General features: G+C 56.3%; 15 protein-coding genes. 10 read left to right on the top strand and 5 right to left on the bottom strand.

The window, feature by feature from the left end:
* Positions 1–25 precede the first annotated feature (25 nt).
* The 3 genes from ACR0LZ_RS13465 to ACR0LZ_RS13455 are packed head-to-tail and all read left to right on the top strand — an operon-like array spanning position 26 to position 4761.
* Entirely contained in the window at positions 26–1207 is a 1182-nt protein-coding gene (locus tag ACR0LZ_RS13465; protein WP_480750440.1) for an aminotransferase class I/II-fold pyridoxal phosphate-dependent enzyme, read from the top strand.
* A 14-nt stretch (positions 1208–1221) separates the two neighbouring features.
* A complete protein-coding gene (locus ACR0LZ_RS13460; RefSeq protein ID WP_480750332.1) occupies positions 1222–4125 on the top strand; it encodes a DNA translocase FtsK in 2904 nt (967 codons plus the stop codon).
* Between the two features lie 39 nt (positions 4126–4164).
* A complete protein-coding gene (locus ACR0LZ_RS13455; RefSeq protein WP_480750331.1) occupies positions 4165–4761 on the top strand; it encodes a LolA family protein in 597 nt (198 codons plus the stop codon).
* A gap of 18 nt (positions 4762–4779) precedes the next feature.
* Here ACR0LZ_RS13455 and ACR0LZ_RS13450 read toward each other — a convergent pair whose 3' ends face one another.
* Entirely contained in the window at positions 4780–5361 is a 582-nt protein-coding gene (locus ACR0LZ_RS13450) for a transglycosylase SLT domain-containing protein (protein WP_480750329.1), read from the bottom strand.
* 275 nt (positions 5362–5636) lie between these two features.
* On the opposite strand from ACR0LZ_RS13450, the gene hspQ reads away from it, so the two are divergent.
* Positions 5637–5963, top strand: coding sequence for a heat shock protein HspQ (gene hspQ, locus ACR0LZ_RS13445; RefSeq protein WP_480750327.1), 327 nt, complete (start codon positions 5637–5639; stop codon positions 5961–5963).
* Between the two features lie 23 nt (positions 5964–5986).
* On the opposite strand, the gene ACR0LZ_RS13440 is transcribed toward hspQ, so the two are convergent.
* The 3 genes from ACR0LZ_RS13440 to ACR0LZ_RS13430 form a co-directional block, all read right to left on the bottom strand.
* A complete protein-coding gene (locus tag ACR0LZ_RS13440) occupies positions 5987–7564 on the bottom strand; it encodes a gamma-glutamyltransferase family protein (RefSeq protein ID WP_480750326.1) in 1578 nt (525 codons plus the stop codon).
* 196 nt (positions 7565–7760) lie between these two features.
* The gene (locus ACR0LZ_RS13435) at positions 7761–8222 is read right to left on the bottom strand and encodes an ATP-binding protein (RefSeq protein ID WP_480750325.1); all 462 of its coding nucleotides are present in this window, start codon (positions 8220–8222) and stop codon (positions 7761–7763) included.
* 15 nt (positions 8223–8237) lie between these two features.
* Positions 8238–8582 (bottom strand): STAS domain-containing protein, encoded by a 345-nt coding sequence (locus ACR0LZ_RS13430; RefSeq protein ID WP_480750324.1) that lies wholly within the window; start codon positions 8580–8582, stop codon positions 8238–8240.
* Between the two features lie 99 nt (positions 8583–8681).
* Between ACR0LZ_RS13430 and ACR0LZ_RS13425 the strand changes: the two genes are divergently transcribed.
* On the top strand, positions 8682–9854 hold the full coding sequence (locus ACR0LZ_RS13425) for a thiolase family protein (protein WP_480750322.1): 1173 nt from the start codon (positions 8682–8684) through the stop codon (positions 9852–9854).
* 63 nt (positions 9855–9917) lie between these two features.
* Positions 9918–10373 (top strand): GAF domain-containing protein, encoded by a 456-nt coding sequence (locus ACR0LZ_RS13420; protein WP_480750320.1) that lies wholly within the window; start codon positions 9918–9920, stop codon positions 10371–10373.
* Positions 10374–10392: 19 nt separating this feature from the next.
* Here the strand turns inward: ACR0LZ_RS13420 and ACR0LZ_RS13415 are convergent, their stop codons facing one another.
* On the bottom strand, positions 10393–10803 hold the full coding sequence (locus ACR0LZ_RS13415) for a DUF1294 domain-containing protein (RefSeq protein ID WP_480750318.1): 411 nt from the start codon (positions 10801–10803) through the stop codon (positions 10393–10395).
* Between ACR0LZ_RS13415 and ACR0LZ_RS13410 the strand changes: the two genes are divergently transcribed.
* The 4 genes from ACR0LZ_RS13410 to ACR0LZ_RS13395 are packed head-to-tail and all read left to right on the top strand — an operon-like array spanning position 10792 to position 14835.
* Entirely contained in the window at positions 10792–11361 is a 570-nt protein-coding gene (locus tag ACR0LZ_RS13410) for a helix-turn-helix domain-containing protein (protein WP_480750317.1), read from the top strand. The two genes, ACR0LZ_RS13415 and ACR0LZ_RS13410, sit on opposite strands and share 12 nt — an antisense overlap.
* A complete protein-coding gene (locus tag ACR0LZ_RS13405) occupies positions 11361–11984 on the top strand; it encodes a LysE family translocator (RefSeq protein WP_480750315.1) in 624 nt (207 codons plus the stop codon). Before ACR0LZ_RS13410 ends, ACR0LZ_RS13405 begins: the two co-directional genes overlap by 1 nt.
* 4 nt (positions 11985–11988) lie before the next feature.
* Positions 11989–12369, top strand: coding sequence for a GFA family protein (locus tag ACR0LZ_RS13400; protein WP_480750314.1), 381 nt, complete (start codon positions 11989–11991; stop codon positions 12367–12369).
* Positions 12370–12384: 15 nt separating this feature from the next.
* Entirely contained in the window at positions 12385–14835 is a 2451-nt protein-coding gene (locus ACR0LZ_RS13395; RefSeq protein WP_480750313.1) for a GcvT family protein, read from the top strand.
* Positions 14836–14863: the final 28 nt, after the last annotated feature.

Here is a 14863-nt window from a genome sequence, read left to right as displayed (position 1 = left end):
CGATCCCGATATTGAGGCAGTAATGATGGATTTCCCCGAGCGGTTTTCGAACCTACCGGCATATGCATTCCCACGCCTGCGTGCCCTGCTCGATCATCACGAGCCGGGTGGCGATATTGTGCATATGACAATAGGAGAGCCAAAACATACGTTTCCTCAATGGGTTACGGATGTGATTGTGGAAAACGCCGCCGGGTTTCAGGGATACCCAGATAACGACGGGACACCGGAACTGAGGGCTGCGATCACCGATTGGATCGGACGTCGCTACGGTGTTTCGATGAACCCCGACACCAACGTGATGGCGCTGAATGGAACGCGTGAGGGGTTGTACAATACTGCCATGGCGCTGTGTCCAGAGCAGAAAAACGGCCAGCGACCTGTAGTCTTGTGTCCAAACCCGTTTTATCAGGTTTACATGGTCGCCTCGATCTCGGTTGGGGCCGAGCCGTGGTTTGTTCCGGCAACCTTTGCCACGGGGCATCTGCCGGACTATGCCAGTCTGCCCGAGGAGGTGCTGAACCGAACCACTATTGCCTATATCTGCTCGCCTGCCAACCCACAGGGAGCGGTTGCGTCGCGTGACTATTGGGCCGAGCTGATCCGGCTGGCTGAACATTTCGATTTCCGCATTTTTGCCGACGAATGTTATTCCGAAATTTACCGCGACGATGCTCCTACCGGCGTTCTGACGGTCGCGCAGGAGTTGGGAGCAGACCCCGAGAGGATCACGCTCTTCAACTCGTTGTCGAAGCGGTCGAACCTTGCCGGATTGCGTTCGGGGTTGATCGCCGGTGGGCCGGAGACGATCAAGAAAGTCAAGCAGTTGCGGGCTTATTCGGGCGCACCCTTACCATCTCCCTTGCAGGCGGCGGCGGCGCGAGTTTGGGCCGACGAGGTGCACGTTTTGGAAAACCGGGGGCTTTATCAAGAGAAGTATCGCATCGCCGACGAGGTTTTTGAGGGTGTGCAGGGCTATATGCCTCCCGAGGCCGGGTTCTTTTTATGGCTTCCTGTGGACAATGGTGAACAGGTAGCGCTGAAGCTTTGGAGGGAGACGGGTGTCCGGGTGCTGCCGGGTGCTTATCTCGCCCAAGGTAAGTCGGGGCAAAACCCGGGTGAGGGATATATCAGGGTCGCGATGGTGGCCCCAAAAACAGAGTTGCAGCAGGGGCTGATCACACTCCGCGACTGCATCTATTCGTGAGGTACGAGGGTAGCATGGCATCATACAACACGCGCAGTCGCGATCCGTTGCTGGACAGCAAGATGCAGGCGGCAATCGAAAGGCGTGGCAAGGAACTGATCGGGATCGTATTGATCCTGCTGGGGTTGGCTGCCGCTGCGATGATAGTTTCCTATACACCGGACGACCCGAACTGGATGGTATCGACAGACGCGCCGGTTCAGAACTGGATGGGACGAGCGGGTGCATCCATCGCAGCACCGTTGTTCATGATTGTGGGTTGGGGCAGCTGGGGCGTCGCTCTGGTGCTGACGGGCTGGGGCGTTCGGTTTGCAGTTCATTCGGGCGAAGACCGGGCCATCGCACGCCTGATCTTTGCTCCGATCTGGATTGCGATCGTATCCGTCTATGCTGCGACACTTGTTCCGGGTGATGCATGGCGCACAACGCACAGCTTTGGCCTTGGCGGGCTGTTCGGGGATACCGTGATGGGTGCGCTGCTGACGCTGTTACCCATCTCGTCGCACTTCATGGTCAAGATGATGTCGCTTGCGATGGCCGCAGGCATGTTGACGCTGGGTGTGTTTGTTCTCGGTTTCACTATGGCCGACGTAAGACGCGGTTTCCGGGCGTTTCTGCTGGGCCTGGTGATGACTTACGACATGCTGATGGCACTCATAGGGCGCGGGGCACAGGCGACGGCGCGGGCGGCACGGGACCGTCGGGCGCAATGGGCTGATGGACGCGCTGCAGCGCGCGCTGTGATCAACCATTCAATTGATGACGACACAGCATTTTCGGAAGAGTTTTTTGAAGAAGGCTATGCCCATCCCCCTCAGGCGGAACGCACTCCGAAATCTGGACTGCTGGCACGCATGCCGGGCCTGATCCGTCGCCCCGACCCAATGCCAGAACCTGAACTGGTCGAAGCCGTACCGGTACAGGGTTATGACGAGATGCCCGGGGACGACCGTATTCGATCCAAGATTGCCGCGGCTGTGCGGAACCGGCAGGTTGCCACCGGTTCGATGGAGCCTGAACCAGATCCAAACAGGCCGCTGACCAAAGGGCGTGGGCGTGGGCCGGATCCACTGATCCTGAATGTGAACCGGGGTGGCGAACTGCCACCCGAGCCGCCGCTGACTGCAGGTGTAACATTGCCGATGGAACCAGCGCTGAATGCTTTTGAGCCGGGTTGGGATCAAGCCGGTCACGAGCATGTGGTCGAAACCTATGACGATTTTGCCGATGAACCGATGATCGACGAAGAGTCGGAAGTTTCACCCTCTACTCCTCGTATGCCGATCCCGATTGCAGAGCCACGCAAACCCGTCGTGGCACAACCCGTCCGCCGCGTGCCACAACCTTCGCGTCGGGCGCAGGCCGAGGCGCAACCGGCGCTGTCCTTTGAAGACAACGCTGCTGATTTTGAGCTGCCGCCGCTCAACCTGCTGTCCAACCCAGCAAACATCCAGCGCCATCACCTCAGCGACGAAGCGCTTGAGGAAAACGCGCGGATGCTGGAAAACGTGCTCGACGATTATGGGGTTAAGGGCGAGATCGTAAGCGTCCGCCCCGGTCCCGTCGTCACCATGTACGAGCTGGAACCGGCGCCGGGCCTCAAGGCCAGCCGCGTCATCGGCTTGGCCGACGACATCGCACGCTCGATGTCGGCGCTTTCAGCGCGGGTCTCGACCGTGCCGGGCCGCTCGGTCATCGGGATCGAATTACCTAACGACAATCGCGAAATGGTGGTGTTGAGGGAAATCCTGGCCAGCCGGGATTTTGGAGACGGAAATCATGCTTTGCCGTTGGCGCTGGGCAAAGACATCGGTGGCGGTTCGGTTGTGGCCAACCTCGCCAAGATGCCCCACCTGCTGATTGCCGGGACCACGGGGTCGGGTAAGTCGGTGGCGATCAACACCATGATCCTGTCGCTGCTCTACAAGCTGACGCCAGACGAATGCCGCCTGATCATGATCGACCCCAAGATGCTGGAGCTTTCGGTTTATGACGGCATTCCGCATCTGCTAAGTCCTGTTGTGACCGATCCGAAAAAAGCGGTCGTTGCCTTGAAATGGGTCGTGGGCGAGATGGAAGATCGGTATCGCAAGATGTCCAAGATGGGCGTGCGCAACATCGCGGGCTATAATGGTCGGGTGAAGGACGCGCTGTCCAAAGGTGAGATGTTCAGCCGTACTGTCCAAACTGGATTTGACGAGGAAACCGGCGAGCCGATTTTCGAGACAGAACAGTTCGAACCCAAGGCCATGCCATATATAGTTGTCATCGTCGACGAGATGGCCGACCTGATGATGGTCGCAGGCAAGGAAATCGAGGCTTGCATCCAACGTCTGGCGCAAATGGCGCGCGCCTCGGGTATTCACCTGATTATGGCGACGCAGCGCCCGTCTGTCGACGTCATCACCGGCACAATCAAGGCCAACTTCCCCACTCGGATTTCGTTTCAGGTAACCTCAAAGGTCGACAGCCGTACCATTCTAGGCGAAATGGGCGCCGAGCAACTGTTGGGGCAGGGCGATATGCTCTATATGGCTGGTGGGGCCAAGATAACTCGTTGCCATGGACCGTTCGTGTCGGATGAAGAGGTCGAAGAGGTCGTCAACCACCTGAAAGCATTTGGCCCAGCCGATTATGTGGGTGGTGTGGTTGAAGGCCCGGACGAGGAAAAGGCAGACAACATCGACGCGGTTCTGGGTCTGAATACCGGCGGCAACACCGATGGTGAAGATGCGCTCTACGACACAGCCGTTGCGATCGTGATCAAGGATCGCAAATGTTCGACCTCCTACATCCAGCGAAAGCTTGCTATCGGCTATAACAAGGCTGCTCGGCTGGTCGAGCAGATGGAGGACGAAGGCATAGTTTCGCCGGCCAACCATGTCGGCAAGCGCGAAATTCTGGTGCCAGAACAATAGGGCATTCCAAAGCGAGGGCAGAACACTTATCTGATCACTATGAAACAGATCGCTTATGCCCTTGCATTTTCCTTACTGGCCCCAGTGGCCTGGGCCGCAGACAAACTGCCGCTTGCAGACATTTCGAACTACCTCAACAGCTTGAAAACTGTTGAAACCACATTCACCCAAGTCAATGATGATGCTTCCCTAAGCACTGGAAAGTTGTGGTTGCAGCGTCCGGGTCGGATGCGGTTCGAATACGACCCGCCCGAACGAGCAGTGGTGTTGGCCAAAGGCGGATCGGTGATCATCCACGATCCCAAATCCAACCAACCGCCCGAGCAGTACCCGCTCAGGCGAACGCCACTGTCCATCGTTCTGGCCCCGACCGTGGATCTTGGTCGAGCCAACATGGTCGTAGGACATGAATTCGACGGCACCGCGACCGTTGTTACAGCGCAGGATCCGGAAAATCCGGATTACGGCAAGATTGAACTGATGTTCACGAGCGATCCGGTGGAGCTGCGCAAATGGGTCGTGCATGACAGTGGCGGAGCACGAACGACCGTGATCCTGGGGCCGCTGACAACGGGAAACAGCCTGAACCAGAACCTATTCATCGACGGAGAACCGCGCGTCTCGGGCAATCGCTGAAGCGCGCTGCATCAAGGGCTAGTATCGGCAACCTGTCAATTGCTGACGGTACAGGTCGGCACGGGAATCAACGTCGTCGGCGACGCGTAACAACCAGGATTTGCCATTGTGGCTTCCGCGTGCGTAACCGGCATGGCCTTCGTGATAGGCCAGATACTGGTTTCGCGTATCACTGGGGTGGATGCCGTTCTTTTCCCAGCTTTTGTTCATGTACCAACCCATGAAATCGGACGCGTCTCGAATACGGTTCCGCTTTGCACGCCGTTTTCCGGTTTCCTTCTGGTACTGTTCCCACGTTCCGTCCAAAGCTTGGCTAAAGCCATAAGCACTGCTCTGCCGCCCCATCGGGATCACGCCCAGAACGAACTTGTGCGGCGTGCGGGCGTCAGCGCGATAACGGCTTTCCTGATAGATGGTTGCCATCTGAACATGGACCGGGACACCCCATTTGCGTTCGGTCGATTTGAAAGCTTTGATATAGTCGGGGCGCTCTCTTGCAATGCTGCAAGCGTCATTGAGATTGCGCGGAGGAGTCTTGGACCCACCGCTGCACGACGCTAGCATCAGCACCGCCAATAGTGCGCAAAGAGATCTGCTCATCTGCCTCTTGCCTTTTTTTCAGATGATAGCGCAACTCGCGACGCGATGAAATCACATTCGGTTATGAAGGGTCCTTCAACAGTGCAATTTGGTGTATCTCCACCTCAGTTGTGGAATGAGTACAACAGTTGATGGCGCAAAGGAAAAATTGACGTGGCAACAACCTGTGGGGATAACTGTAAAGTCAGAGTTCACAGACTGTTTCCTGCGATTTCTGAGCAAGTATTGGACTTTTGCGATGCGTTAAGGGTAAAAATGACTTTGGGGGCCAAGTAATGTTGAAAACACACGCAAAATACCACCTTGGACAAGTGGTTCGTCATAAAAAGCACCCTTTCCGAGGGGTGGTTTTTGACGTTGATCCAGAATTTTCTAACACTGAAGAATGGTATCAAGCGATTCCCGAGGACAGCCGACCGGCGAAAGAGCAACCATTCTATCATCTTCTCGCCGAGAACGATCAGTCTTATTACGTTGCTTATGTTTCCGAACAGAACCTGATCGAAGACTGGTCCGGGGAACCTGTCGATCACCCGGATATCCCGGATATGTTTGGCCCATTTCGGGACGGGGCTTACCCGCTTCATTTCCAACTAAATTGAAAGTCCAGCAGCGTTTTTTGGCATCAGTATCCCAGTGCGCAACCGTCTTTTCGCGGATCGCTGGCGCCTTCCAGGACACCATCATCTCGAATTCGAATGGCCTGAGCACCCCCGAGCGGTGCTTCGGGCGTCTCGATCTTGTGCCCTAGATCGGTCAACTGTTGTTTCACTTCATTCGGATATCCACGTTCGATTTTTAGAACACAGCTGTCGGCAAATGCCCGAGGCGCTGCAATGGCCTCCTGCAAACCCATGCCGGCATCGGTGAGGTTTGTAACGAACCGGGCATGACCCGTTGGCTGATAGGCGCCGCCCATGACGCCGAATGGCATTGTTACCCGACCATTCTCGCGCAGCATTCCGGGGATGATGGTGTGCATCGGGCGTTTACCGCCGCCTAACTCGTTCGGATGGCCGGCGGTCAGATTGAAGCCAGCACCTCTGTTTTGCAGCAATATGCCAAATTTGTCTGACGCAATGCCAGATCCGAAACTGTGATAAATCGAATAAATCAGCGACACAGCCATGCGGTCACGATCCACGACCGTGATATACACCGTATCCTTGTGAATCGCCTCGGTCAGAGACTTCACCGGTGGTAATACTTTAGTGGCGTTGATCAGGCTCGCAAGTTTTGAGGCGGTTTCCGGGGCAAGCATATGTTCCAGCCGCTCAGTGCTATCCGGATCGGCAATGAAGCGGTTGCGTGCGTCATAGGCGAGTTTTGTTGCTTCGGCTTCGATATGCACGCGTTCGCAACCCAACGGGTTCATCGATGCCAGATCGAAATGGCTGAGGATGTTTAGCAGCAAAAGTGCCGTCGCCCCTTGGCCGTTTGGTGGGTGTTCAACTAGTTCGACGTCTTTATAGATGGTGCTTACGGAAGTTGTTTGGGTGCAGCGAGTGTTGGCGAAATCTTCAAGCGTGTGTACTCCACCCAAAGCGTTGAGCGAGGAGACCATGTCTTCGGCAATTTCGCCGCTATAAAAGGCCTCTCTCCCGCCACGCGCGATTCGGCGCAAGACTTCGGCCTGTTGGGGAGCGCGAAACAACTGACCTATTACTGGGCTTTTTCCGCCGACCAAATAAAAGTGCCGACCAGCGCCTTGCAAGTTTCCGGATCCCAAACCCCAATCGAACGCGACTCTGGGTGCGACGGGAACTCCTGCCTCGGCATAGTGGATTGCCGGCTGTAGCAGCCTGTCCAGGCCCAAGCGACCTTCGGTTTCCGAAAGGTGGCAGAACGCGTCGACAGCACCGGGTACAGTCACAGCATGAGGGCTGTACAAAGGCATTGAACTATAGCCGCAATTGCGCAGCTCTTGAGCGCTGGATGCATTTGCTGATCTGCCGGATCCGTTCAGGGCATGAACAACTGAGTTGCCCGAACGGTTGAACAAGACAAAGCAATCACCGCCGATCCCCGTCATTTGCGGTTCACAGATGCCTAAAAGAGTCGCTCCCGCTATTGCAGCGTCCATCGCATTGCCGCCAATTTTGAGAATGTCCAATGCGGCTTGCGTTGCGAGTGGATGAGACGTTGCACACATCCCTTCAGTTGCCAGAACTTCGGATCGCCCCGGCTGGTGAAAATCACGCATTTTTCGCCTCTTCCTGTCGAACGTGCGGAAGTTAGGCTGTGTTGGCAGAAAGTCCAATAACAGTTTTTAGGGGGGTGTTCCTCGGCGCCGCTCACTGGTGGGGGCTGTGACGCATGGCGCCGAGGGAAGCTATCTTGAGCTACATGATCAGGTTCGTCCAAGTTTGCGGCGGGACAATGTTGTGACCTTGACTTTATTATGGCGAAGGGTGGAAGTTTTGGGGCATATCAAAGCGTAAGGACAAGCGGTTATACCCTTGTTTGCGCTCGTACTTGATATCGTTGGCAATTTGGCGAATCAGAAACCAGCCAAACCCACCCTCGGGTAGTTCCTGCAGGCAGGTATCTACATCTGCGGGCTCTCCCAAGGGGACTTTGCCGCCGGGCAACGGATTCCCGGTATCGGAAACAAGGATATCCAGGCGATCCTGTGTTTGACGACAGTTTATTCGAACCTGAGCCGGCTCGACGCCAGCATATGCGTGTTCCACTACATTGTTGATTGCTTCGGTCAGGGCAATTCGCACCTCGCCTGCATGCTCTTCGGAAAGCCCAAGGGACCGAAAATGGGCAGCTAGCGCTGATATTCCGGCGCTGGCCTCGGTCTCGGTGGCTAGAAACGCCAGCTCAAAAAAATTTCTGTCGGACGCGCGCTTCAAAACGTTTGCCTCCGGCTATCGGGATACCGCTGCTTCTGCCAGGGCGCTGTCCAGGTTGGGGAAAAGGACAAAAACCGTATCCATGCGCGTCAAACGAAAGACCTTTTCTACCATCGGCGACAGTCCGACCAGATCCAGACGGCGTTCGCCCCCAAGTTGCTTCATTGAGGCCACAATGGCACCCAATCCGCTGGAATCTATAAATTCGACGGCAGTCAGATCAAGGATCACATACTCTGCGCCACTTTCCGTCTCGTTGCGCATATCTTCTTTGAACTGGATCGCCATCGCCGCATCAATACGATCCGCGTGCACGGTGATCACCTGAACGTTTCCCGCCGCAGTGCTGGTTAGCCCCATACCTGCCCCCTAAAAAGCGTAATCCTTGCGTAGAAATACGCTAGACGTCAAATCTTACCATTCGGTATTCAAGTCCCTGGATCAGGAGGAATATTTAAAATGAAGGCTGTTGTCATTGCTGGGGCTGCACGGACACCTATGGGCGGGTTTCAGGGTATGTTTGGCGGGGTTTCCGCCGCCGATCTTGGGGGGGCAGCGATCCGCGCCGCGCTGCAAGGTGCGGGTGTATGTACAGTGGACGAGGTTCTGATGGGTTGCGTTTTGCCCGCTGGGCAAGGGCAGGCCCCGGCACGGCAAGCAGGCTTTGCTGGCGGTCTGGGTGAAGAGGTGCCCGCGACAACGCTCAACAAGATGTGCGGGTCGGGTATGAAGGCGGCCATGATGGCTTTTGACCAGATCGCGCTGGGGCACGCCGATACGATGATCGCGGGTGGGATGGAAAGCATGACCAATGCACCATATCTTCTGCCCAAGATGCGTGGTGGTGCCCGGATTGGCCACGGACAGGTTGTGGATCACATGTTCCTTGATGGCCTCGAGGATGCCTATGACAAGGGCCGCCTGATGGGAACTTTCGCCGAGGATTGCGCTGAAACCTATCAGTTCACCCGTGAGGCGCAGGACGAATATGCGCTTCAATCCCTCTCCAACGCGCTAAAGGCCCAGGATAACGGGGCATTCCATGGCGAAATCACCGCCGTGAATGTGAAAACGCGCAAAGGAGAAGTGATTTGCGACGCCGACGAACAGCCAAAATCCGCGCGTCCGGACAAGATACCCTCTCTGAAACCGGCCTTCCGCTCGGACGGTACTGTGACGGCTGCGAATTCATCGTCCATCTCTGATGGGGCTGCCGCACTGGTTCTGGCTTCTGCCGAGGCGGCCGAGGCTCAAGGCTTGGCCGTGCGGGCCCGTATTGTTGGGCATGCAAGCCATGCTCAGGCGCCGGGTCTTTTCACCACCGCACCCGTACCGGCTGCGAAGAAGCTTCTCGATCGCATCGGCTGGAACAAGGACGATGTTGATCTGTGGGAAGTCAACGAGGCTTTTGCCGTCGTTCCCATGGCCTTCATGAGAGAAATGGGCTTGCCGCGTGAAATCATAAACGTAAACGGCGGCGCCTGCGCCTTGGGGCACCCGATTGGGGCCTCGGGAGCACGCATAATCGTGACGCTTCTGAACGCGTTGGAGAAACGAAACCTCAAACGCGGGGTGGCAGCTATATGCATTGGTGGTGGTGAAGGCACGGCCATCGCCGTTGAGCGCATTTGACCATTCATCTTTTTCCAAATATTCCGGGGGCAACGCCCCCGGCATTGTTGAAAGAAAACAATCATGAACGCCGACTACGCCTCTCTTGCAAAAACCATCGCCGCCCTCACCGAAGGTGAAACCGATGAAGTGGCGCTGATGGCCACCGTCGCCTGTGAGGTGCATCATGCCGACGACCGCTTCGATTGGACGGGATTTTATCGTGTTACGGAACCTAAACTGCTCAAGATTGGCCCTTATCAGGGCGGCCATGGCTGTCTTGCCATTCCTTTCGATCGTGGCGTTTGCGGTGCCGCAGCGCGGACTGGAGAAGTGCTTATAGTTCCCGATGTAGATGCCTTCCCCGGACATATTGCATGCGCATCTTCGACCCGGTCCGAGTTGGTTTTGCCGGTGCGCAACGGAAGCGGTGAAGTAATCGCGGTTTTTGATATCGACAGTGATCAGCCAGATGCGTTTACGACAAAAGATGCCGAGGCCCTGTCATCGATCCTGTCTCGGGTTTTTTCTCGTTCGTAAGTCACGCTGCCAACCAGTGTCAGGGAAAAAAAGGCGGCTTACCTTCGGTTAACCAGACATATCCCACCACCTGTGCGGCAACGATCGCAATCAGCCAAACTGTGAACCTACGTTTGCGGCTCTTGTGGCGGAAAACCCATCTTCCCAAAACCGCCCCAGGGCTACCACCGATCACCGCCAGCCATAACAGAGTGCGCTCGGAAATACGCCGCTTGCGACGGCCTGCGCGCAATTTGTCCCAGCCGAAGGCCAGTAAGGTCAACAGGTTGACGGCCCATAGATACATCACTGCAATCCACATTAGGCGGACATAGCCAATCGGGTTCCGGCCATCAAATGAAAAATCTCTTGGAAATTTCACGAACCTGCGGCATCGTGAAAAAGTGAGTAGAAATTTCACGAGATTCGGAGCGGTTTTTTGAACACGCAAGCCCGTCACAGCGCCACACTCGGGGCCGATATCCGCGCCTTGCGCAAGGCGCGTGGCTTGACGCTGACCGAGATCGCGAGGCGTCTTAACCGTTCGGTTGGTTGGCTCAGCCAGGTAGAGCGCGACAAGTCCGAACCTTCGATCTCGGACCTGCGCCAGATTGCGGCATGTCTAGGCGTGCCGATGTCGATGCTTTTCGCCCATTCCGCGGCACTTAAAGACGAGCAGGGATATGTCGTCCGCGCCGGGTCGCGCCGCCCGATGGGTTCTGGTGAGGAAGGGCTGATCGAAGAACTGCTTTCTCCTGATCTGACAGATGACTTTGAAATGGTGCATTCGACCTTCCGGCCCCGTTCGCGGATGCAGACCCCAGCCAACCGGCCAACGCAGGAGGTCGGATACATGGTTTCGGGTCGGCTGGATCTGATTATCGGTAACCGCGCCTTTACCGTTGGTCCCGGCGACAGCTTCCGGATCAAACATGAACCCTATCAATGGGCCAATCCCTATGACGAACCCGCCGTGGCCGTCTGGGTCATCGCCCCACCGGTGTATTGATGAGTTTCGATGCTTGGACGGTATTTGCACTGTTCTGGGTGGTCTTTGTCACCACACCGGGGCCGAATGCGGTCAATTGCATCTCAAACGGAATGAGTCTGCCTTTCGTAAAGGCAATGCTTGGTGTGCTTGCAATCCTGACTCAGGCCAGTGCTTTTCTGATCCTGTCGGCGCTTGGAGTGACCGCGCTTATCGCGGCATCTCCGACCGGTTTTTTTGTCGCCAAACTGATCGGAGCCGGTTTTCTGATATGGCTAGGGGTGCGGGGCTGGATGACTGCCAAAACGCCCGTTCGCGCAGACGAACGCCCGGCTCGCCACGTCTATATACATGCGCTGGCAATTGCCACGATCAACCCAAAAAGCGTAGCGGGATACCTGGCGGCTTTTTCGCAGTTCGTTCAACCGGATGTACCGATCTGGCAGCAAATGGTGGTCATCGTACCCACTGCTCTGGCGATAACCACCCTCAGCTATACCGGCTTTACCCTGTTGGGCGCTCTGATGGGCAAGGCCGCCATTGGTGCCGTCTTTAACGTCTGGGTGCGCCGGATCATGGCCACCTGTTTCATCATCTATGGTGTGTTGCTGGGGACCAGTGCCGCGCCTGCAGCTAGAGGATAACGCAATGCATACTGGCTCCTGCTTGTGCGGCTCGGTTTCCTTCAACATCGACGGAGAGCTTTCCCCGCCTTCGGTTTGCCATTGCAGTCAGTGCCGCAAGCAGTCAGGGCATGTCTGGGCATCGACCTCGACGCATCAAGATAACTTGACGTTCAGCACTTCCCGCGCACTCGGCTGGTTCCGCGCATCGGATACCGCAAAACGCGGGTTCTGCAGTAAATGTGGTACGTTCCTCTTCTGGCAGCACAATGACGAGGACACGATTTCGATCTCGATGGGTGCGCTGGACGCGCCCACCGGGCTTGTCCTCGCGCGGCACATCTTTGTGGCCGATAAAGGGGATTATTACGACATCACGGACGACTTGCCTCAACAGGCGCAATGACAGGGACTTAGAACTATGAGTGATTTTCCGACGAAAGCCCGCGTGGTCATCATAGGTGGCGGTGTTGTGGGGACCTCCTCGCTCTACCATCTGGCCAAGAAAGGTTGGACTGACTGCGTTCTGCTCGAAAAAAACGAGTTGACCGCCGGGTCTACATGGCATGCCGCCGGGAACGTACCGACGTTTTCGACCTCCTGGGCGATCATGAATATGCAACGCTACTCGACAGAGCTGTATTCGCGCTTGGGTGAAGAAGTCGATTATCCGATGAACTACCATGTAACTGGGTCTATCCGGTTGGCGCACAGCAAGGAGCGGATGCAGGAGTTCCAGCGCGCCGCTGCCATGGGTCGGTATCAGGGTATGGATATCGAGATCCTCAGCCCGGAAGAAACCAAGGCGCGGTATCCTTTCCTCGAAACCCATGACATTGTAGGCTCGCTCTATGATCCGCATGACGGTGACATCGATCCCGCTCAGCTGACGCAGGCGCTGGCCAAGGGCGCGCGCGACATGGGTGCAAGAATTTTGCGTTTCACCCCGGCCACTGGCGTTACGCAGAACAATGATGGCTCATGGATGGTGCACACTGAAAAAGGCGACATCGCTTGTGATTATGTGGTGAACGCCGCTGGTTACTATGCCCAGCGAGTGGGCGAGTGGTTCAAACCCTATGGCGGGCGCACTGTGCCCATGATGGTGATGAGCCACCAGTACCTGCTAAGTGAAGAGATTCCTGAGATCGAGGCCTATACAAAGGAGTCTGGGAAAAAGCTGCCGTTGTTGCGCGACGTGGATATCTCCTACTACCTGAGGCAGGAAAAGAACGGTTTCAACCTCGGTCCATATGAACCCAATTGCAAGGGGCACTGGATGTCTGAGGACGACCCGATGCCCGAAGACTTCTCGTTTCAGCTATGGAATGACGACCTTGACCGGATCGAGGATATCGTAACCGATGCAATGGAACGTGTTCCGGCGCTTGGCACGGCAGGTGTATCCCGTGTGATTAATGGCCCCATTCCATATGCGCCGGATGGCCTGCCGCTGATTGGCCCGATGCCGGGAGTCAAAAACGCCTTCGAGGCCTGCGTGTTCACCTTTGGCATCGCTCAAGGTGGCGGTGCTGGTAAGGTATTGGCCGAATGGATCGTCGATGGTCACACCGAATGGGACATGTGGGCCGTCGACCCACGTCGTTACACGGACTATACTGATCAGAACTACTGCAACCAGAAGGGCCTGGAAGTCTATGGCAACGAATACGCCATGCATTTCCCGTATCACGAATGGCCCGCTGGGCGTGACAAGAAACTCAGCCCGGTTCATGCAAGGGTGAAAGACCTTGGTGGTGTGATGGGGGCGTTCAACGGATGGGAACGCGCCAATTGGTTTGCGCAGCCGGGTGACGATATCTCACTTGAATCAACCCGCACTTGGGGACGCTCCGGCCCGTGGGCGCAACGCATCAAGGAAGAATGCGAGGCCGTGCGCGACTCTGTCGGGGTACTCGATCTTCCGGGGTTTTCCCGCTTCAATCTCGAAGGCACAGGTGCGGCGGACTACCTGCGGGGCTTGATCACAGGTGGCCTTCCGAAAGTCGGCCGGATGAACCTAGTCTATTTCTCGGATAGCCGGGGCCGCATTTTGACGGAAATGTCCTGTATGCGCCATTCCGAGGACCACTTCACCATGATCACCGCGGGTGCAGCCCAATGGCATGATTTCGAGTTGCTGAAAGGCAACTTGCCTGCGGGAGTCAGTCTGACCGACCATACTCGTGACTGGGGAACCATGATCGTGAGCGGCCCGAAAGCTCGGGACCTACTGGAGCAAATTGGGGCCAAAGCGGATCTGTCCATGGGTTGGCTGACGCATCAGGATGCAGTTTTGGCCGGGCAACCCTGCCGTCTGGTTCGTGTTTCCTTTGCTGGCGAATTGGGATGGGAGGTGCATTGCCTCAATGAGAACCAGCCCGCCATTTATGAGGCTATCCTTGGTGCGGGAGCCAAACCGTTTGGCATGTACGCTCTGAACTCGCTGCGCGTCGAAAAAGGGTACAGGGCGTGGAAAGGTGATCTGTCCACCGACTACTCGTTGCTCGAGGGAGGTCTTGAACGGTTCGTGAAACTCGACAAGCCACAGGACTTCGTTGGCAAGGCTGCAATCCAGAATGAAAAACAGCAAGGGGTAAGTAAAAGCTTCGTGACCCTGATCGTGGAAGCGGACGACGCAGATGCACCGTATATGTCCTGCATCTGGCACGACGGTCAGATCGTAGGGGAAACCACATCAGGGGCCTGGGGCTATCGAGTGAATGCTTCGATTGCCTTGGGTATGGTTCGCTCTGAACTTGCGGTGCCCGGGACCGAGCTTGAGGTGGAAATCTATGGCCAGAAATGCCGCGCCGTGGTTCAGGAAGACCAACCACTTTGGGACCCTGCCAACGAACGGTTGCGCGCCTGATGTGCTAATGTCGGCTCACCAAGACATA

This window comes from Ruegeria sp. CI1, assembly GCF_056536925.1.
Note: the sequence above shows the minus strand (reverse complement) of the source record. Positions and strands in the feature narration are given on the sequence as shown.